General features: G+C 56.4%; 15 protein-coding genes and 1 tRNA gene. 12 read left to right on the plus strand and 4 right to left on the minus strand.

Annotated features, from left to right (window positions below; all coding sequences use genetic code 11):
* Positions 1-13: 13 nt before the first annotated feature.
* The 3 genes from LOC22_RS16220 to sfmF are packed head-to-tail and all read left to right on the plus strand — an operon-like array spanning position 14 to position 4,103.
* A complete protein-coding gene (locus LOC22_RS16220; RefSeq protein ID WP_230239045.1) occupies positions 14-2,572 on the plus strand; it encodes a fimbrial biogenesis usher protein in 2,559 nt (852 codons plus the stop codon).
* Positions 2,565-3,572, plus strand: a complete 1,008-nt coding sequence (gene fimH / locus LOC22_RS16225; RefSeq protein ID WP_047063265.1) for a type 1 fimbria D-mannose specific adhesin FimH — start codon at positions 2,565-2,567, stop codon at positions 3,570-3,572. Before LOC22_RS16220 ends, fimH begins: the two co-directional genes overlap by 8 nt.
* Positions 3,573-3,581: 9 nt before the next feature.
* Positions 3,582-4,103 carry a fimbria assembly protein gene (sfmF, locus tag LOC22_RS16230; RefSeq protein WP_096205470.1) on the plus strand — a complete coding sequence of 174 codons (522 nt, stop codon included), beginning with the start codon at positions 3,582-3,584 and terminating at the stop codon, positions 4,101-4,103.
* Between the two features lie 50 nt (positions 4,104-4,153).
* Here sfmF and fimZ read toward each other — a convergent pair whose 3' ends face one another.
* The 3 genes from fimZ to LOC22_RS16245 form a co-directional block, all read right to left on the minus strand.
* Positions 4,154-4,786, minus strand: coding sequence for a fimbria biosynthesis transcriptional regulator FimZ (gene fimZ / locus LOC22_RS16235; protein WP_003858901.1), 633 nt, complete (start codon positions 4,784-4,786; stop codon positions 4,154-4,156).
* An 809-nt stretch (positions 4,787-5,595) separates the two neighbouring features.
* Positions 5,596-6,312 (minus strand): helix-turn-helix transcriptional regulator, encoded by a 717-nt coding sequence (locus LOC22_RS16240; protein WP_017383240.1) that lies wholly within the window; start codon positions 6,310-6,312, stop codon positions 5,596-5,598.
* Positions 6,313-6,336: 24 nt separating this feature from the next.
* Positions 6,337-6,999, minus strand: a complete 663-nt coding sequence (locus LOC22_RS16245; RefSeq protein ID WP_063404778.1) for an EAL domain-containing protein — start codon at positions 6,997-6,999, stop codon at positions 6,337-6,339.
* 303 nt (positions 7,000-7,302) lie between these two features.
* On the opposite strand from LOC22_RS16245, the gene LOC22_RS16250 reads away from it, so the two are divergent.
* From LOC22_RS16250 to LOC22_RS16290, 9 genes are all read left to right on the plus strand, one after another.
* Positions 7,303-7,379 (plus strand) — tRNA-Arg (locus tag LOC22_RS16250).
* Positions 7,380-7,604: 225 nt separating this feature from the next.
* On the plus strand, positions 7,605-7,880 hold the full coding sequence (gene yahO / locus LOC22_RS16255) for a DUF1471 family periplasmic protein YahO (protein ID WP_015571217.1): 276 nt from the start codon (positions 7,605-7,607) through the stop codon (positions 7,878-7,880).
* Positions 7,881-8,080: 200 nt separating this feature from the next.
* Positions 8,081-10,264 carry a TonB-dependent receptor gene (locus tag LOC22_RS16260; RefSeq protein ID WP_163313146.1) on the plus strand — a complete coding sequence of 728 codons (2,184 nt, stop codon included), beginning with the start codon at positions 8,081-8,083 and terminating at the stop codon, positions 10,262-10,264.
* Between the two features lie 127 nt (positions 10,265-10,391).
* Positions 10,392-12,365, plus strand: a complete 1,974-nt coding sequence (locus LOC22_RS16265; protein ID WP_230239046.1) for a PhoX family protein — start codon at positions 10,392-10,394, stop codon at positions 12,363-12,365.
* A gap of 102 nt (positions 12,366-12,467) precedes the next feature.
* Complete coding sequence (gene pheP / locus LOC22_RS16270) at positions 12,468-13,853, plus strand: phenylalanine transporter (RefSeq protein WP_032668731.1); 1,386 nt, start codon at positions 12,468-12,470, stop codon at positions 13,851-13,853.
* A 331-nt stretch (positions 13,854-14,184) separates the two neighbouring features.
* Positions 14,185-15,420, plus strand: a complete 1,236-nt coding sequence (locus tag LOC22_RS16275; protein WP_230239047.1) for an MFS transporter — start codon at positions 14,185-14,187, stop codon at positions 15,418-15,420.
* A 15-nt stretch (positions 15,421-15,435) separates the two neighbouring features.
* On the plus strand, positions 15,436-16,461 hold the full coding sequence (locus tag LOC22_RS16280; protein ID WP_230239048.1) for a sugar phosphate isomerase/epimerase family protein: 1,026 nt from the start codon (positions 15,436-15,438) through the stop codon (positions 16,459-16,461).
* Positions 16,454-17,596, plus strand: a complete 1,143-nt coding sequence (locus LOC22_RS16285; protein ID WP_230239049.1) for a Gfo/Idh/MocA family protein — start codon at positions 16,454-16,456, stop codon at positions 17,594-17,596. The genes LOC22_RS16280 and LOC22_RS16285 overlap by 8 nt, the downstream gene beginning before the upstream one ends.
* Positions 17,597-17,671: 75 nt before the next feature.
* Positions 17,672-18,643, plus strand: coding sequence for a LacI family DNA-binding transcriptional regulator (locus tag LOC22_RS16290; protein ID WP_015571213.1), 972 nt, complete (start codon positions 17,672-17,674; stop codon positions 18,641-18,643).
* Here the strand turns inward: LOC22_RS16290 and LOC22_RS16295 are convergent, their stop codons facing one another.
* Positions 18,644-19,888, minus strand: a complete 1,245-nt coding sequence (locus LOC22_RS16295) for a mechanosensitive ion channel family protein (RefSeq protein WP_015571212.1) — start codon at positions 19,886-19,888, stop codon at positions 18,644-18,646.
* Positions 19,889-19,926: the final 38 nt, after the last annotated feature.

Below are 19,926 nucleotides of genomic sequence, written 5' to 3' on the forward strand. Positions count from 1 at the left end.
CAGAGACAGGGCGATGAACACTCAATGGCGTTACTGCCCGGTTGCGCTGGCACTGATGGCAACGCTCTGGCCACTCACTGGCTGGGGCGAAAGCTACTTTAACCCGGCGTTTCTCTCCGATGACACGGCGAACGTGGCGGATTTGTCACGTTTTGAAAAAGGCCACCAGCAGGCACCGGGCGTCTATCGCGTCGATATCTGGCGTAACGATGAGTTTATCGGCACGCAGGACGTGCGGTTTGAGCAAGCTGACAACACGCCGCCGGTCGCGGGCGGTTTGTCGCCGTGCATTACGCGCGCGATGCTCGATCGCTTTGGCGTCAATATCGCCGCCTTCCCGGAACTGAGCAACGTGCAGGGCGATACCTGCGTTCCGCTCACCACGGCTATTCCGGGCAGCGAAACGGCGTTCAACTTCGCCTCGTTGCGCCTGAACGTCAGCCTGCCTCAGGTGGCGATGCAAAACAGCGCCCGCGGGTATATTCCACCTGAACAGTGGGATGAAGGCATCCCCGCCGCGCTGCTGAACTACAGCTTTACCGGCAACCGGGGCAGCGACGACGACAGCTACTATCTGAACCTGCAAAGCGGGTTGAACTATGGCGCCTGGCGATTACGCAATAACGGCGCGTGGCGTTATACCGAAAGCAACGGCCAGCGGCACAGCAGCTGGCAAAATATTGGTACCTGGGCGCAGCGTACGATCATCCCGCTGAAAAGCGAGCTGGTGCTTGGCGACAGCAACACCGGTAACGATGTCTTCGACAGCGTCGGTTTTCGCGGTGGTCGCCTCTATTCGTCCGACAGTATGTACCCGGACAGCCTGCAAGGTTACGCGCCTACCGTGCGCGGAATCGCCCGCACCCCTGCCAAAGTGGTGATCCGCCAGAACGGATACGTGATTTACCAGAGCTATGTGCAGCCGGGGGCTTTTGCGATAACTGATCTTAACCCGACCTCCTCAAGCGGTGACCTGGAGGTGACGGTGGAAGAGAAGGACGGCAGCCAGCAGCGCTACACCGTCCCGTATTCCACCGTTCCGCTGCTCCAGCGTGAAGGACGCTGGAAATACGATCTGGTGGCAGGGGACTATCGCAGCGGCAACAGCGAGCAGGACACGCCGTTCTTTACTCAGGGTACGATGATTGCGGGTCTTGCCGACGGCTACACGCTGTACGGCGGAACGCAGCTGGCCTCGCGCTATACCGCCATCGCCATTGGCGCGGGTAAAAACCTCGGTGACTGGGGGGCGGTTTCACTTGATCTCACCCATGCCCGCAGCCAGCTTGCCGATGACAGCCGCCATGAAGGGCAGTCCCTGCGGTTCCTGTACGCAAAATCCCTTAACGGATTCGGTACCAACTTCCAGCTGCTGGGCTATCGCTACTCGACCAAAGGCTTCTACACCCTCGACGATGTGGCCTGGCGCACAATGGAAGGCTACCAGTATGGCGACGATCAGGACGATGACGGCGTGCCGGACGTGCAGAGCTATCACAACCTGACGCTGAATAAAAAAGGGCGTTTCCAGCTCAATATCTCCCAGTCTCTCGGCGATTACGGCTCGGTGTACGTGTCGGGCAGCCAGCAGAGTTACTGGGGCACCAGCGAATCCAACGTCTGGTATCAGCTTGGCTACGCGGGCGGGGTGAAAGGGGTCAGCTACGCCTTATCCTGGTCGTGGAACAAGGCCGTCGGCATTGACGGAACCGACCGGATCGCCTCGTTCAACGTCTCCGTCCCGTTCAGCCTGTTCACCCGTCACGGCTACCGTCGCGATAACGCGATTGACCGGGCCTATGCCACAGCCTCTGCCAGCCGTAACAGCGACGGTGATACCAGCTGGCAGACCGGGATCAGCGGAACGCTGCTCCAGGATCGTAACCTGAACTACAGCGTCACGCAGGGTCACACCAGCAATAACGGTGCCAGCGGCAGCGCCAGCGCTAACTGGCAGGCGACGTACGGCACGCTGGGCGTGGGCTACAACTACGCCCGGGATCAGCACGACCTCAACTGGCAGCTCTCCGGCGGCGTGGTAGGGCATTCAGACGGCATCACATTCAGTCAGCCGCTGGGCGATACCAACGTCTTGATCAAAGCGCCGGGCGCGTCAGGCGTGAGCGTCGAAAACCAGACCGGCGTCAAAACAGACTGGCGTGGCTATGCGGTGATGCCGTACGCCACGGTGTACCGTTACAACCGCGTGGCGCTCGACACCAACACCATGAGCAACAACACCGACATTGAAAATAACGTTTCCAGCGTCGTGCCGACGAACGGTGCGCTGGTGCGCGCCAGTTTTGACACCCGCATCGGCGTGCGTGCGCTGCTCACCGTGAAGCGTGATAACCAGCCTGTACCGTTTGGGGCGGTGGTGCGTGAGACGCAGAGCGGCGTAACCAGCATGGTGGGAGATGACGGTCAGATTTACCTGAGCGGGCTGCCGCTGAGCGGTGAACTGCTGATTCAGTGGGGAGACGGGAAACAGTCCCAGTGTCGTGCGCCCTACAGCCTGCCAGAACAAAGCCTGCAACAGGCGATCACACTTAAGGGGATCCGCTGTGAATAAAATCCATTATCTGGGGCTATCCCTGCTGGCGTTTTTTCCGCTATCTGAGGCCTTCGCCACGGTCTGCGTCAATGAAAATGGCGTGCCGACGGAGGTGTATTACGACCTGACGGATAAATTTAACAGCTCCAATAACCAGGTGGGGCAGATTGTCACGCTCAGCGAGAAGTCCCAGTGGGTGGGCGTCAACGCCGTCTGCCCTAAGGGAACGTCCGGGAACACCACCAAGCGCAGCTATGTTACCGATTTCCCTGTTACGGGCACCAGCGATGGCTACCAGTATCTGAAGCTAAACGACTATCTGGACGGGGCGATGAAAATTACCGACAGCTACGCTGGCACGTTTTATCCGCCCAAAAGCTACATCCAGATGGGGAGCCACCCGAATGTGTCTAAAAACAAACCGTTTGGCGTACAGGATTCCAGCCTCGTCTTCCGGCTTAAAGTGACCCGACGCTTTATCAATATGGTGGTGATCCCCCGGGCGACCATGTTCCGGGTTTACGTCACCACGACCTCCTCGGATCCGCTCACCACGCCGGTTTATACCATCAGCTACAGCGGGACTATTCAGGTGCCTCAGAGCTGTGAAATCAATGCCGGGAATGTGGTGGAGTTCGATTTCGGAGACATCGGCGCCTCCCTGTTCAGTAAAGCAGGCATCGGGAATAAGCCGGAGGGGATCTCAGCGCAAAGCAAAACCATCGGCATCAAATGCACCAACGTCGAGGCGAACGCCATGCTCACGATGCGTGTTGAAGCGGAGAAGGTTTCAGGCAGTGCGCTGGTTTCCGATAACGCGGATGTGGGTTTTGTGATTGCCAACAGTAATGGCGTGCCGCTGACGCCCAACAACCTGACCAGCAAAATCCCGTTCCGTCTGGACGACAGCGCTCAGGCGCAGGTGGGGATCCGCGCGTGGCCCGTCAGCGTAACCGGTAAAAAACCTGCCGAGGGGCGTTTTACCTCTCGCGGCTATTTACGCGTCGACTACGACTAAGGAGCAGGTATGCGAAACGGAATGCGGTATTTAGCCGCCGCGCTCTTTGCGCTTTGCTCCCCTGCACACGCAGAGACAGCGCTTGGGGAAATTAACATTCAGCTCTACGGCAATATCGTGGATTTTACCTGCGTGGCGGAGGGGGACGACAGCAATAAAACCGTCACGCTCGGCACCTGGCCCACGAAACAGCTTCGCACAACGGGGAGCCGGACGCAGCCTGTACCGTTCACCCTGAAGCTGACCGGATGTCCGCCGGGGGCGGCTTCGGTCACATTTACGGGGAAGATGGACGGGCATGATAATAGCCTGCTGGCGCTGAATGATGCCAGCGCGGCCAGCAACGTGGCCGTGGAGATCCTCGACCGGGATAAAACGCGCCTCGCGTTGCAGCAGACCAGCCAGACGGTGGCGGTAGATGCGCAGGGAAATGCCGAACTGTCGTTTTATGCCAATTATATCGCCACGGCGGATAACCCGCAGCCGGGACGGGCTGACGCCGATGCAACTTTCATGATTAATTATAATTAATCGTATCCACTCTCCCTGTAACGGTTATATGTTGCAGGGAGAGGGTAGGATTATAGTAATTCGTGCGCCTTCGCGTAATCAATTAATTCAACGATACTTTGCACGCCCAGCTTGGAAAAGATATTAGACTTATGGGCGCTAATTGTTTTGTTGCTAAGTAATAATTGATCCGCAATCTCCTTATTAGATAATCCGTTCGCCAGATATCGCAGAACCGTCACTTCACGATTTGATAATGGCATATCCACAGCGGCGCCCGTCCGCGAGCCCAGATGGTTTATAAAACTCAATGTTTCTGAGGGGAAGAAGGAATAGCCCGTCAGGATCATTTCCACCGCGTTATAAATTTCCCCCAGATCTTTTCGCTTACTGACAAAACCATTTGCCCCGGCGCGGATGGCGCGTCCTGCGTAGAAGGCTTCAGATTTCGAAGAGAGGAAAAGAACCTTAATGTCTTTATTTAAGTTCCTGATTCTTTTCAGTAATACGAACCCATCCGTGCCCGTCATTTCAATATCGAGAATGACCAGGTCAATGGGGTGGTTGCGTATACAGTCAAGCACCTCGTGGCTGTCGCCTGACTTCAGTTTGACCTGGATGTTTTTATTTTTCTGTAGCAGGACTTCTATCGACATTCTGACGATAGGGTGTTCGTCCATAATGATAACGGATGCCGGTTTCATTTTTTATGCCTCAGATTGTTAAAAGCGTTATGCTGAGTTTTGTTAAAACTCTCGAAAAGCCGGAAGGATAATTGCGCAGATCCTTGTACGGTAAATGTCCCTGGGAAGAGCGAAAGCATCCTTGTTTACGTAGTGGTGATATCAATGCCTCAGCGCAGTTATCTCATAAGGCTGGTTATGGCAAAATGATTTTTCTTATTCGCGTGTCAAACACGTCTTATTATACCGTTTAAGTATTGTCCGAAAAGCCTGTAAATTAATATCCATATATTGCTGATTATTATGTTCTGGATCTGAATCACTAACTTTTTAAAATTAGCAAAAATGTCCTGATATTGCATTTACCACACACTTTCATCTTTATGTAATAACAAAAAATAAACGATTTTACTGTATGTTAAATGAATGTTAACAGCGGGCAGGCTGTGACAACCAACATCCCGCCTGCCTGCCATCCCTGAAATCCGCCATTTCGTGCGTCATCTCTCCGTTTCAAACGCCTCCTGGCAAATTGCCGTTCCCAACAACAGAACAGTACTATCTGCTGTTTTCTTCACCTCTCATCGCATTCTTTTACAGGTGAATCGCTTGTTTTTACACCATTATCATCCTGTTAACTGAAGCGCCAGAACCTTAACGCATGGATAAAATCACTCTCGTTGAGCGTACCGGCAGCATTTCGCATGGTTTAAGACCTGGAATTAGGAATAGTTATAAAATCGAAAGTTTTGTTAAAAAACACAAAAATTTAACATACATCCTAAGTAATTTCCTAAAGGTCTTTAGGAATTAAGAAGTTACTGAATACGTTAATACGTGAAATCTGAGAGGTTGTTGAGAAGATGTAGCAACTCATGACGATGATTCAGCCCAAGTTTCGCCAGGATGCAGCTGAGACGGTAAATAATGCGGCTGTAGGGGCGGTTCTGTAACTGCGCGATCTGCCGCAAGGAGCTCCCCTGCGACAGCGCCTGTAAGATCGGCCATTCATCCCGTGAAAACCACTCTTTGCGGTTGCCGGCCGGTGACGGTGCTTCCAGCAAGGTTTGTTGCATAGCCAGCGCCGTTAGCTGGCGTTCAAGCACATGAAAAGGGCCAGCCGCTTTACAAAACAGGCGAGCATCATAATCATCGGCGCGGACGAGCAGGTAGGGTGTCAGGTAGGGGGCGAACAGGCTGTGGCGGCGTAATCGGTCCAGCAGGTCGATGAGCGGCGAGGCGCGGCTCTCAATGTCTATTACCAGACGTGATGAAGGCCAGTGATTTAAATCACTGAGGGCGGCTTCCAGCGTGGAATAGTCGCAGCAATTGCTCAGGGGCGACTGCCCGCTCAGTAAACCGGAACGGAAAAAATTATCCTGTGTGACCAGAATGATAAAGGGAGCATCGGTTTTGCGGGTCTGGTTGATTGACTGGCTCAAATATTCGAGACGATCAAAAAATGGGAGAGCAAAAGGCGAGTGCGTAGAACCCAGTGAATCACTTCCTGTCCGACGACGCCGGTAACGGCGCACTGTCATTCGCATAGCTTCCCTCTTGGCGATGACCGTTCAGTCCTCCTGCCATCTCCAGGATGGCCAATAATATCCCTGACCGAAGCGCGCGCCAGCATGAAGCGCGCAAGTACGGTCCCGTTCTGTTTCAATGCCTTCAATAAGCACATTCGCAGCGATTTTTGAACAAAGGGTGACCAGCTGTGTCAGCGCCTGCGTTTCACGTAAACGCCAGAAAGCGATCTTATCGATTTTTATTCCGCTTAATGGCAGGCGGCAGGATAAAAATGCTTGTCCTGACGCTTCATCAATATCATCCAGCCAGATCCGGTGTCCTCGCGCGGTCAACTGCTGAAGCGCACAACTCACCCTCAGACGCGCCGGGTCTGAGAGTGTAAAGAACGAGGCAGGCTCCACGAGTTCAATGTTCAGCGGTGGGCTGTTAAGTTGCAGTAAACGCTGAAACATTTCCGGTATGGTCAGAACGGTTATCGGCAAATTTATGAAAAGGTTGTCACAGGGGCAGGGGTTTTTTAACGCGGCGATCTGTGCTTCCAGCAGCATAAGCGCCCGGGCGGCGGACCAGTCCTGGAAAAAGCTTTCGTTTTGCTGATGCGGCGACAGCACGCTGAGCACTTCGGCCCCCACCGTGCGCGAAGATGAGAGGGCGACAATGGGTTCAAGCTTAATGCCTGTAATATCGTGTGAGATGTGCTGCACGCACGAGGGAAAACCTGTCTGGTCTGGCGCTGTCACTCCGTCGTCCTGTTCACTTCCAGCCTCCAGGCGGCCGGGTTACCGCAGGACAGTGTGAAGGTGAAGTAAACAGGAAAACAGCAGGCGTTACTTAAAAGCGGCTAAGCCTTTTCGCAGCCCGTAAAAGAGGGATAAATGTTGAAAAAACAGCCGTATTTACAATCAGCTAGTCATTATCGCCAGAGAAGGCGGAAAAGGCATTGACTCACTACGCATTGACCGTATAATTCCAGGCGTTTCACCACCGCGAAGTACACTCTTCTCCGTGCGCCCTTAGCTCAGTTGGATAGAGCAACGGCCTTCTAAGCCGTAGGTCGTAGGTTCGAATCCTACAGGGCGTGCCATTAAATTTCACATATTGCCGCCTGCGCGACGTCCTGCTGATTTTCTCCATGAAATACCCCTCGCGAAAGTAGCGTTAACGCACATTTTTCACAGCACAATTGACTGTTATAACAGTATTTTTCTTACCCTATGGCAATTTTGCTATTCCTCTACCATGCTCATATCACCTCACTCTTACTCGTGGGGCTTTTCGTAGTTGCTGATTAATCTCAAGGAAAAAGGTTATGAAAAAAACGACTGCTATTTTGATGGGCGCTGCATTTCTGTTTACCACCAATACCTTTGCGGCTGAACTGCTGACGAAAAACGAGTTTGAGAAAGTGGAATCACAGTATGAAAAAATTGGTACGGTTAGCACTTCCAATGAAGTCTCGGTAGACGACGCGAAAAAAGAGCTGATCGAGAAAGCCGATAAAGAAGGTGCTGATGTTCTGGTGCTGACTTCCGGCAACACCAACAACAAAATTCACGGTACCGCCGATATTTTCAAGAAAAAATAATGCCTTAGCAACCACCCCTGTTTCGGGGTGGTTGCGCGCCATACCTCCCGCCAGCCTTGTTTCTTGTCTCTTCTCGCTCAGAGATGTCCGTTGACACTTGATTACGCATTCATAATGCGTATAGTTCTCATTTGCATTTCTTTTAATAACTTTTAAGGCCCGACAACGGGTCATTTTTGCGCGCACGTTAAGAGCTCATTATGAACAACACCACAATGCACAAAACGCTGCTGGCGATTGCCATCGGCGCGGTTACACACTCCGCTTTTGCGGCGGATGAGAAAAAAGAGGACACCATCGTGGTCCAGTCCACGGCGGGGAGTGATTTCAAACCCGGTGGTGACCAGCTGCTTCCAGCCTTCCTCGACGGCCAGGTGGCGAACGGCGGGCGCATGGGTATGCTCGGTCAGCAGAACGCCATGGACGTGCCGTTCAACATCATCAGCTACACCTCGAAGCTGGTGGAAGATCAGCAGGCAAAAACCATTGCTGACGTGGTTGCCAACGACGCGGGCGTACAATTTGTTCAGGGTTACGGCAACAGCGCGGAAACCTTCCGCATTCGCGGCTTGAAGTTTGACGGCGACGATATGACCTTTGGCGGATTGTCCGGGGTGCTGCCGCGTCAGGTGGTGGATGCCCAGATGGTCGACCGTATCGAGATCTTCAAAGGGGCCAACTCCCTGATGAACGGCGCCGCAAGCTCCGGCGTGGGCGGGATGATCAACCTTGAGCCCAAACACGCGGGCGACACCCCGCAGGCGAAAGTGGGCGTTGACTACACCTCGGATTCCCAGATTGGCACCACGCTGGATGCGGGTCGTCGCTTTGGCGATAACGACCAGTTTGGCGCGCGCGTGAACCTCGTGCATCGCGAAGGGGAAACCGGCGTGCCGAACGACCGCCGCCGCACCACGCTGCTCTCCACCGGCCTGGATTACAAAGGCGACCGCTTCCGCACCTCGCTGGACCTGGGCTACCAGAAAAAAACCTTCCACGGCAGCCCAACCAGCGTCAACATCTCGGCGGTGGACTTTGTGCCTGAGCCGCCGAAGAACGATCGCAACTTCTCGCAGAAGTGGGCCTACAGCGATATCGAAAACGAGTTCGGGATGTGGCGCAGCGAGTATGACATCACCGATAGCTGGACGGCATATACCGGTCTCGGCGCGCAGCACGCGCACGAAGAAGGGATCTACAGCGCGCCGAAGCTCCTCGATAAGAGCGGTAATGCGACGGTCAGCCGCCTTGATACCAACCGCATCAGCGATTCCGTCAGCGGCATGGCGGGCATTCGCGGTAACTTTGACACCGGTTTTGTCTCGCACAAGGTCAACGTCGGGTATTCAGCGATGACCAAAAACGAAAAAATCGCGTGGAAAATGTCGGCGGCGGCAGATAACCCGACCACCAACATCTATCACAACACCGGCGTTGATATGCCGGACAGCACTAACTTCAACGGCTCAGGCGGGAAATACAGCGATCCGCTGACCAGCGGGCGCACCCGTACCCAGGGCTGGCTGCTGAGCGATACGCTGGGCGTACTGGACGACAAGCTGCTGTTCACCGCAGGCGCACGTCATCAGAAAGTTGTCATCCGCGGGTACAACAAAATCACCGGCGCGGAAAACGACGCGGACGGTTTCGACGGCAGCCGCTGGATGCCAACCTACGGCGTAGTCTATAAACCGTGGGAGGAAATTTCCCTCTACGCCAACCACACCGAGGCGTTACAGCCCGGTGAAACTGCGCCTCGCTCAGCAAACAACTACGGCCAGAGCACCGGTATCGTGCACTCTAAGCAGAACGAAGTGGGCGTAAAGGCGGACTTTGGCCGCGTGGGCGGCTCCCTGGCGCTGTTTGAGATCAAAATGCCGTCGGCGATCCTTGACGACAGCGGTCACTACGGCCTGGATGCAGAACAGCGTAACCGCGGCGTGGAGCTGAACGTCTTCGGCGAGCCAATGCTTGGGATGCGTCTGAATGCCAGCGCCACCTGGTTGCAGGCTGAGCTGACCAAAACCAAAAACGGCGTCAATCAGGGCAACGATGCGATCGGTATTCCGAGCTTCTACGCCGTGCTGGGCGCAGAGTACGATATCAAGCCGATTGAAGGCCTGACGGCGACCGCGCGCGTTAACCACTCCGGCACGCAGTATGCCGATCTTGCGAACACCAAAAAGCTGGACAGCTACACCACGCTGGATCTGGGCATGCGCTATCGCTTCGCGGTGAACCACAATGAAAACCAGATGACCGTGCGGGCAGGCATCGACAACGTGACCAACGAGAACTACTGGTCAAGCGTGGACGATTCCGGTACTTACATCACTCAGGGCGAGCCGCGTACCTTTAAGGTCTCGGTTGGCTACGAGTTCTAAGCGTTCCACCTCGTTATCCGGGGCAGGGACGCCCCAATCCCTTCGTTGTCGTGTTATAAAATTGTAATAAAAGCTTCTTACACTGGTCGCCACATCCTTACCTCTTGGCCAATGACAGGAAGCCGCTATGGGCAGACCCCTCAAATCCGTATTTAAAAAAGAACATCGCGACGATATCAGTAACCGCAGCGCTAACCCGGTATTCTCCGAGGTTGCAGAGGTGTTCCTCTCCCGCCGCCGTTTTCTCCAGATGGGGGCCGTAGCGGGGGCCGCCGTATCATTCCCGTATCTGATCACACCCGAAAATGCCATTGCCGCGGTATCGAAGCCTTCCGCGCTGGCAAAAGCGGTTTCCCTGGGCTTTACCAGCATCGACGTCTCCACGGAAGACACGGTCAGGGTGCCAGAAGGCTATATTGCCCGCCCGTTCTATCGCTGGGGTGATCCGACGGGAATCAAAGACAACATGCCGGCATTTAAGCCGGACGCCAGTAATACCACAGACGAACAGGCTGTGCAGGCGGGCATGCACCACGACGGCATGGCGTGGTTTAGCCTGCCGCAGGGGGCGCAAAACCCGGAACATGGCCTGCTGGCGCTGAACCATGAATACATCGATAACGGGATGCTGTTTACCGACGGTACGGCGAACTGGAGCCTCGATAAAGCCCGCAAGGGGCAGAACGCGATGGGCGTGTCGGTGGTGGAAGTGAAAAAAACGGGCAGCGGCTGGGAGGTGGTGCGTCCGTCTTCCTTCGCCCGGCGTATTACCGTCAATACGCCGATGCAGCTTACCGGCCCGGCGCGGCATCAGGATTTAATGAAAACCGCCGCCGATCCGCAGGGGGAACGCGTTCTGGGCACCATGCAGAACTGCGCCAACGGCCACACGCCTTGGGGCACCTATCTCACCTGCGAGGAGAACTGGTCGGACATTTTTGTGAAAAAAGCCGATCTCAATCCGCTGGAAAAACGCTACGGCATTAGCGACAGCGATGAGTCCTATCGCTGGAACGAGGTGGATGAGCGGTTCAGCGTCGATAAAACCCCTAACGAACCCAACCGTTTCGGCTGGGTGGTGGAGATCGATCCCTACAACTCGACCTCCACGCCGCGCAAGCACACCGCGCTGGGCCGCTTCAAGCATGAGGGGGCCGCCGTCACGCTCGCCGCCGATAATCGCGTGGTGGTCTACATGGGCGACGACCAGAAGTTTGAGTACATCTATAAGTTTGTCTCCGACAAAAAATACGATCCCGCGAACCGTGAAGCCAATATGCAGCTGCTGACGTCCGGCACGCTGTACGTCGCCAGGTTCAACGAAGACGGGAGCGGCGACTGGCTGCCGCTGATCTTCGGGCAAAATGGCCTGGATAAAAGCAACGGGTTTGAAAGCCAGGGCGATCTGCTGATCAAAACCCGCCTGGCGGCCGACGCGGTGGGGGCAACGAAAATGGATCGTCCCGAGTGGATTGCCGTCGATCCGCACGCCAGCGGCAGCGTCTACTGTACGCTCACCAACAACAGCGATCGCGGTAAAGAGGGGAAGGCACCGGTCGATGCCGCTAACCCGCGCGCCAACAACGTGTTTGGTCACATCATGCACTGGCACGAAGAGGGTGCCGATCCTGCCGCCGCACGCTTTAAGTGGGATATTCTGGTTATGGCCGGGCGTACCGACGGCGACGATCCGAAGGCCAAAGGCTCCATGCAGGGCGCGGCATTCGGCAGCCCGGATGGGTTGTCGTTCGATCACCAGGGCGTCCTGTGGATCCAGACCGACGTCTCCTCCAGCACCATCAATAAGAAAGCGTACGAGGGGATGGGCAATAACCAGATGGTCGCCACCATTCCGGGCACCAACGAGTATCGCCGTTTTCTGACCGGGCCGCGCGGATGTGAAATCACCGGCATTGCGTTTACGCCGGACAACCGCACACTGTTTATCAACATTCAGCATCCGGGGGAGGGCGGGGATGATATTACCGACCCGGCCAATCCGCGCGCCGTTTCCAACTGGCCAGACGCCAGCCCGAACGGGCGTCCGCGATCGTCAACGGTGGTGATTACCAAAGCGGACGGCGGGCTCATCGGGTCGTGACGTTTATCCGCCGGGCGCATGCGCTGGCCCAGCGTTAAGCTTGCTACCACCAGCATGAAGTGTTAAAACGTGCCCCTTCTAAAAAAGAGACAGGGGTAGGGCGTGAAAGACGCGTCATCCGCTTCAGGCCATGGTAGCGCTGAAGCTTCGTCGGATCAGAGTCCGACGCTGCAACGTGGTTTGCAAAATCGACATATTCAGTTAATTGCCCTTGGCGGCGCGATCGGTACCGGGCTGTTTCTCGGCATCGGCCCCGCCATCCAAATGGCTGGCCCGGCGGTTCTGCTGGGTTACGCTCTCGCCGGGATTATCGCCTTCCTGATCATGCGCCAGCTCGGCGAGATGGTCGTTGAAGAGCCGGTGTCCGGCTCCTTCGCACATTTTGCCTATAAATACTGGGGGCCGTTCGCAGGCTTCCTCTCCGGCTGGAACTACTGGGTGATGTTCGTGCTGGTGGGCATGGCAGAGCTGACCGCCGCTGGCATCTATATGCAGTACTGGCTTCCGGACGTGCCGACCTGGATTTGGGCCGCGGCCTTCTTCATCATCATTAACGCCGTTAACCTTGTGAACGTGCGCCTGTATGGCGAGACCGAGTTCTGGTTTGCGCTCATCAAGGTGCTGGCGATTATTGGCATGATCGGCTTTGGCCTGTGGCTGCTGTTCTCCGGTCACGGCGGCGAGCGTGCAAGCATCGACAACCTGTGGCAGCACGGCGGCTTTCTGGCGACCGGCTGGAAAGGGCTGATCCTGTCGCTGGCGGTCATTATGTTCTCCTTCGGCGGGCTGGAGCTGATTGGCATCACCGCGGCTGAAGCGCGCGATCCGCACAAAAGCATTCCGAAAGCAGTCAACCAGGTGGTGTACCGTATCCTGCTGTTCTATATCGGCTCGCTGGTGGTGCTGCTGGCGCTCTATCCGTGGGTGGAAGTGAAATCTGACAGTAGTCCGTTCGTGATGATTTTCCACGATTTGAACAGCAACGTGGTGGCTTCGGCGCTGAACTTCGTCATTCTCGTGGCGTCATTGTCGGTTTACAACAGCGGGGTTTACTCCAACAGCCGCATGCTGTTTGGCCTCTCCGTACAGGGCAACGCGCCGAAGTTCCTCACCCGCGTCAGCCGTCGCGGCGTGCCGATCAATTCGCTGTTCCTTTCTGGCGCTATCACCTCGCTGGTGGTGCTGATTAACTATCTGCTGCCGAAAGAGGCGTTTGGCCTGCTGATGGCGCTGGTTGTCGCCACGCTGCTGCTGAACTGGATCATGATCTGCCTGGCGCACCTGCGCTTCCGCGCGGCAATGCGCCGCAAAGGGCGCGAGACCCAGTTTAAAGCGCTGCTCTATCCTGCGGGGAACTACCTCTGTATCGCCTTCCTCGGGCTGATTCTGGTGCTGATGTGCACCATGGATGAGATGCGCCTGTCAGCGATGCTGCTGCCGGTGTGGGTGGTGTTCCTGTTTATCGCGTTTAAGCTTTCACGAAGGTAAAAGCAAAACGGCAACCTGGTTGCCGTTTTTAGTATTTGCACCCTCTCCCTGTGGGAGAGGGCCGGGGTGAGGGCACCAGACCGCACCAAACCAGACCGCACCACACTGCCCGCCTTCACGCCCGGTGGCGCAGCGCTTACCGGGCCTACATGTTCGGGGACGTTATTTAGTAGGCCGGGTAAGGCGCAGCCGTCACCCGGCACCTCCCCTTCACCTTTATCGTGACTCCCCTCCCAATTCTGTTTTGATCCACAGGATCTTTATTTTGTAATCGATTACTTTTCATTTGAACGAATTTGTAATCGATTACTTTTTCCGGGTGAGGCTTATCATGGTGTCAACTGAGAGTAGTGAAAAGGCGATAGCGCAGCACCGGCTGCTGGTGCCGCGTCTGTCGTTGATGATGTTTCTGCAATTTTTTATCTGGGGTAGCTGGTCGGTCACGCTTGGCCTGGTGATGACCCGGCACAACATGTCTTTGCTGATTGGCGACGCGTTCTCTGCCGGACCCATCGCTTCCATTCTTTCGCCGTTCGTGCTCGGGATGCTGGTGGACCGCTTCTTTGCCTCGCAGAAGGTGATGGCGGTGATGCACCTCGCGGGCGCGGCGATCCTCTGGTTCGTGCCGGGGGCGCTGATTGCCGAGAACGGCGCGCTGCTGATTGGCCTGCTGTTTGGCTACACGCTCTGCTATATGCCGACGCTGGCGCTGACCAACAACATTGCGTTTCACAGCCTGGCGAACGTGGATAAAACCTTCCCGGTAGTGCGCGTGTTCGGCACCATCGGCTGGATCGCGGCGGGCATTTTCATCGGCGTCACCGGCGTGGCGTCCAGCGTCACCATCTTCCAGGTGGCGGCGATAAGCTCCGTGCTGCTGGCGCTCTACAGCCTGACGCTGCCGCACACGCCCGCGCCAGCGAAAGGCCTGCCGGTAAAGGTGCGGGATCTCTTCTGCGCGGACGCCTTCGCGCTGCTCAAAACCCGCCACTTCTTCGTCTTCTCCGTCTGCGCGATGCTGATCTCCGTCCCGCTCGGTACCTACTACGCCTACACCGCCTCGTATCTGGCGGATGCCGGGATTGCCGACGTCAGCACCGCCATGTCCTTCGGGCAGATGTCTGAGATCGTCTTCATGCTGATTATCCCTCTGCTGTTCCGCCGCCTGGGCGTGAAATATATGCTGCTGATCGGCATGCTGGCATGGTTCGTGCGTTATGCCATGTTCGCGCTGGGCGTCAGCGAGGAGGGGCGCATTCTGCTGTATCTCGGCATTCTGCTCCACGGCGTCTGCTACGATTTCTTCTTTGTCGTCGGCTTTATCTATACCGACCGCGTGGCGGGCGAAAAGGTGAAAGGTCAGGCGCAGAGCATGATCGTGATGTTCACCTACGGCATCGGCATGCTGCTCGGCTCGCAGATTTCCGGCGCGCTCTACAACCGCCTGGTGGCAGGACAGACCGTGCCGCAGGCGTGGGTCACATTCTGGTGGATCCCGGCGGTGGCTGCCGCGGCGATCGCGCTGATTTTCCTTCTCACGTTTAAGTATGACGATGACAAGGCGTAACGTTCAGGAGGTGGTATGAGGACAATGAAAGGACCGGGCATTTTTCTGTCGCAGTTTATTGGCGGGGAAGCGCCCTTCAACACGCTCGACGGGCTGGCAGGATGGGCGGCGGGGAAGGGTTACAAAGCGGTGCAGATCCCCTGCAACCATCCGCATATCTTTGATGTGGAGAAAGCCGCAGAGAGTCAGGCCTACTGCGATGAAATCGCGGGCAAGCTGGCCGCGCATGGGCTGGTCATCAGCGAGCTGTCGACCCATCTGGAAGGGCAGCTTGTTGCGGTAAACCCGGTTTACAGCGAGGCGTTTGACCATTTCGCCCCTGCTTCCGTGCGCGGTAACGAGGCGGCGCGTCAGGCGTGGGCGACGGAAAAGCTGAAGCAGGCGGCGGTCGCCTCGGCCAGGTTAGGCCTGAAAGCGCACGCCACCTTCTCCGGATCGCTGGCCTGGCCGTTTTTCTATCCGTGGCCGCCGCACAACGAGCAGCGCTTTCAGGAGGCGTTCCAGGCGCTGGCAACCCGCTGGCGGCCGATTCTGGATACCTTCGACGAGCAGGGCGTGGACGTCTGCTTTGAGCTGCATCCGGGGGAAGATCTGCACGACGGCGTCACCTTCGAGCGTTTTCTGGCGCTGGTCGATAACCATCCGCGCTGTAATATTCTCTACGATCCAAGCCATATGCTGCTCCAGCAGATGGACTATCTGGCCTTTATCGATATCTTCCACGCGCGCATTAAAGCGTTCCACGTGAAGGACGCCGAGTTCCGCCCCAGCGGGCGCAGCGGCGTCTACGGCGGCTACCAGCCGTGGATCAACCGCGCCGGACGCTTCCGCTCGCCCGGCGACGGACAGATCGACTTTAAGGGCATTTTCAGCAAGCTGACCCAGTACGACTACGACGGCTGGGCGGTGCTGGAGTGGGAGTGCTGCCTGAAGGATGGCGATGCCGGCGCGCGTGAGGGCAGCGAATTTATCCGCCGTAATATCATCCCGGTTTCCGGACGGGCGTTTGATGATTTCGCCGCAGGGGGCAGCCATGATTAACGTCGGGATTATCGGCAGCGGGTTTATTGGCCCGGCGCATATCGAGGCGCTCAGGCGTCTCGGGTTTGTGCAGGTGGTCGCGCTCTGTGACGGCTCGCTCGTTAAGGCGCAGGAAAAGGCGCGCCAGCTCAATGTGCCGCACGCCTGTGCCAGCGTGGAGGAACTGCTCGCGCTCCCTGATTTGCACGCGGTGCACAACTGCACGCCGAACCACCTGCACGCGGAGATTAACCGCCAGATCCTGCGCGCGGGCAAGCATGTGTTTTCCGAAAAGCCGCTGTGCATGACGCCGGACGAGGCGCGCGAGCTGGTGGCGCTGGCGGAGCAGGCGGGCGTGGTGCATGGCGTGAGTTTTGTCTATCGCCAGTTTGCGATGGTGCGCCAGGCGGCGAGCATGATGCGTGCGGGCAGCCTCGGGCGGCTGTTTGCTTCGCACGGCAGCTATTTACAGGACTGGATGCTGCTGGAAACCGACTACAACTGGCGGGTTGATGCCGCACTCGGCGGCGCGTCGCGGGCGGTGGCGGATATCGGCTCCCACTGGTGCGATACGGTACAGTATGTGACCGGCAGGCGCATTACCGGGGTGATGGCTGATTTATCCACCGTCTGGCCGACGCGCAAGGCCAGCGTGGGCGGTCATCAGACCTTCTCCCATGACGAGCAGGCGGAGTATGAAGACAAACCGGTCACCACCGAAGACTTTGGCTCGGTGCTGTTCCGCTTTGACGACGGCAGCAAGGGCAGCTTTAGCGTCTCGCAGGTGAGCGCGGGGCGAAAAAATCGCCTGACCTTTGAAATTAACGGCAGCGAGCAGTCGGTGGCGTGGGATCAGGAAATCCCGCAGCAGCTGTGGATCGGCCATCGCGCCAGGGCAAACCAGACGCTCAGCGACGATCCGGGCCTGATGAACCGTGACGTGGCCGACAGCGCCCACTTCCCCGGCGGGCACATTGAAGGCTGGCCGGATGCCTTTAAAAATATGATGGCGCAGTTTTACCGTGCCGTGCAGGCGGGCGCGATGCCGGATAATCCGCAGTTTGCCACCTTCCACGATGGCGCCTGTGTGATGTATATCATTGATGCGATTATGAAAAGTCATCAGCAGCAGCGCTGGGTGCGCGTGGAATACTGACGCATTGCCCGGTTCGCCGGGCAACCAATTTATGGTAGCCTGCACAAAACGCTAACCGCAGGATGTATCGTCGCTATGTCAATTCAGAAAATCGCTCAACTGGCCGGGGTATCCGTGGCAACGGTCTCCCGCGTACTGAATAACAGCGATACCGTGAAGGCGAAAAACCGCGAGCGCGTTTTGCAGGCGATCCAGGAGAGTAACTATCAGCCCAATCTGCTGGCGCGTCAGCTGCGCACTGCCCGCAGCTATATGATCCTGGTGATGGTCTCGAACATCGCCAACCCGTTCTGCGCCGAAGTGGTGAAGGGCATTGAAGCCGAGGCAGAAAAGAACGGCTATCGCATTCTGCTGTGCAACTCCGGCTCGGATATTGAGCGCTCCCGCTCGGGCTTAAGCCTGCTCTCCGGCAAAATCGTCGACGGCATTATCACCATGGATGCGTTCTCGAAACTGCCGGAGCTGGCCGCGCTGATTGGCAACGCGCCGTGGGTGCAGTGCGCTGAATACGCCGATGCGGGCGCGGTCTCCTGCGTGGGGATTAATGATGTTGATGCCTCCCAGCACGTTGTCAGCCAGCTTGCCGACGGGGGACGCAAACGCATTGCGCTCATCAACCACGACCTCAGCTACAAATATGCCCGTCTGCGCGAGCGCGGCTATAAGAGCGTCATACACCTGCGGGATCTGGACTATCAGGCGGTGGAGTACGCCAGTGAGCTCAGCTCCGGTGCGGGCATGGCGGCGATGCAAAACCTGTTAAAAGCAAACCCGCCGGATGCGGTGTTTGCCGTTTCCGATACGCTGGCGGCGGGGGCGCTGCGCGCCATTCAGCAGGCAGGGCTGCGGGTGCCAGAAGATATCGCGGTGGTCGGCTTTGACGGCACTGAGCTGGCGGAGATGATTTCACTCACCACTATTGAACAGCCGTCGCGGGATATCGGGCGCAAGGCGGTCAATCTGCTGTTAAATAAGATCGACAACCCGGATGCGCCCACGGAAAGGGTCATGATGGACTGGCGCTTTATTTCCCGCGCCAGCTCCTGATTATCTGGCGATGACGCCAGCCAGCGAGCGAATATCGTTTCCGGTTGGCGACTGGTGAATACGCAGGCCAAATTCATCTACCACCGCGAAAATATGATCGAAGATGTCGGCCTGAATATCTTCGTATTCCGCCCAGATCACCGTGTTGGTAAAGGCATATATTTCAATCGGCAGCCCGTTGGCATCCGGCGCGAGCTGGCGCACCATCAGCGTCATATCTTTGCGAATGCGCGGGTGGTTACGCAGATATTCATTCAGGTAGGCACGGAAGGTGCCGATATTGGTCATCTTGCGCAGGTTTAATACCGATTCCCCTTCGCCGTTCTGCTGATTCCACAGGTTAATTTCCTCATGACGCGCCGCCAGATACGGCTTCAGCAGTTTCGCCTGAATCAGTTTCTGCTGCTCCTGCTCGTCGAGGAAATGAATGCTGGTGGTATCGATATTCAGGCTACGCTTGATGCGGCGACCACCGGAGGCGGACATGCCGCTCCAGTTGATGAACGCATCGGACACCAGCGCCCAGGTCGGGATGGTGGTGATGGTGTTATCGAAGTTGCGCACTTTAACGGTGGTCAGGCCGATGTCGGTCACCGTGCCGTTGGCGCCGTACTTCGGCATCTCCAGCCAGTCGCCGAGCTTGAGCATGTCGTTGGCGGAGAGCTGAATGCCCGCCACTAAGCCCAGTATCGGGTCTTTAAAGACCAGCATCAGAACGGCAGCCATCGCACCCAGGCCGCTTATCAGAATGGCGGGTGACTGACCGATCAGCAGGGAGATAATCAGTATCCCCACCAGAATGGCACTCACCAGCTTAACGCCCTGGAATATCCCCTTCAGCGGCAGCTGCGAGGCGGTAGCCATTTTCTGCGACAGATTGAAAATCACGTCCAGCAACGAGAAGAAGGAGAGCAGGGCATAAACCATCACCCACAATTTCGCGCAGGTGGTGAGTAATTCCGCCGCTTCGCTGCCTTTTTGCAGCCACAGAACCGCCTGAACGTTGACGATTATCCCCTGGAGGGTAAACGCCAGACGGTGAAATAATTTGTTCTGCGTAATGATCTGCAACCATAAATGACTGCTGGCCTGGGCGCGTTTCTCGAATGCGCGCAGCACCACTTTGTGCAGAATAAAATGAACGATAATGGCCGTAAGAAAAATAATACCAAAGATAATCACTAAAGAGGTGGTGTGATTAATTTCAATCCCTAACTCTTCAACCTGAGCAATTAATTCCTGCATAACGTCTCCTGTATTGATGCAGCCCCATAATGGCGGCT

The organism is Enterobacter sp. AN-K1 (assembly GCF_020971765.1).
In the GTDB taxonomy this organism is placed as follows: domain Bacteria; phylum Pseudomonadota; class Gammaproteobacteria; order Enterobacterales; family Enterobacteriaceae; genus Enterobacter; species Enterobacter hormaechei_C.

Bases quoted from the DNA above. Each gene is read 5' to 3' on its own strand.
- LOC22_RS16240 (WP_017383240.1), bottom strand. From the start codon at position 6,312: ATGCGAATGACAGTGCGCCGTTACCGGCGTCGTCGGACAGGAAGTGAT.
- LOC22_RS16220 (WP_230239045.1), top strand. From the start codon at position 14: ATGAACACTCAATGGCGTTACTGCCCGGTTGCGCTGGCACTGATGGCA.
- LOC22_RS16295 (WP_015571212.1), bottom strand. From the start codon at position 19,888: ATGCAGGAATTAATTGCTCAGGTTGAAGAGTTAGGGATTGAAATTAAT.
- fimZ (WP_003858901.1), bottom strand. From the start codon at position 4,786: ATGAAACCGGCATCCGTTATCATTATGGACGAACACCCTATCGTCAGA.
- LOC22_RS16290 (WP_015571213.1), top strand. From the start codon at position 17,672: ATGTCAATTCAGAAAATCGCTCAACTGGCCGGGGTATCCGTGGCAACG.
- LOC22_RS16265 (WP_230239046.1), top strand. From the start codon at position 10,392: ATGGGCAGACCCCTCAAATCCGTATTTAAAAAAGAACATCGCGACGAT.
- yahO (WP_015571217.1), top strand. From the start codon at position 7,605: ATGAAAAAAACGACTGCTATTTTGATGGGCGCTGCATTTCTGTTTACC.
- sfmF (WP_096205470.1), top strand. From the start codon at position 3,582: ATGCGAAACGGAATGCGGTATTTAGCCGCCGCGCTCTTTGCGCTTTGC.
- LOC22_RS16280 (WP_230239048.1), top strand. From the start codon at position 15,436: ATGAGGACAATGAAAGGACCGGGCATTTTTCTGTCGCAGTTTATTGGC.
- LOC22_RS16285 (WP_230239049.1), top strand. From the start codon at position 16,454: ATGATTAACGTCGGGATTATCGGCAGCGGGTTTATTGGCCCGGCGCAT.
- LOC22_RS16260 (WP_163313146.1), top strand. From the start codon at position 8,081: ATGAACAACACCACAATGCACAAAACGCTGCTGGCGATTGCCATCGGC.
- LOC22_RS16275 (WP_230239047.1), top strand. From the start codon at position 14,185: ATGGTGTCAACTGAGAGTAGTGAAAAGGCGATAGCGCAGCACCGGCTG.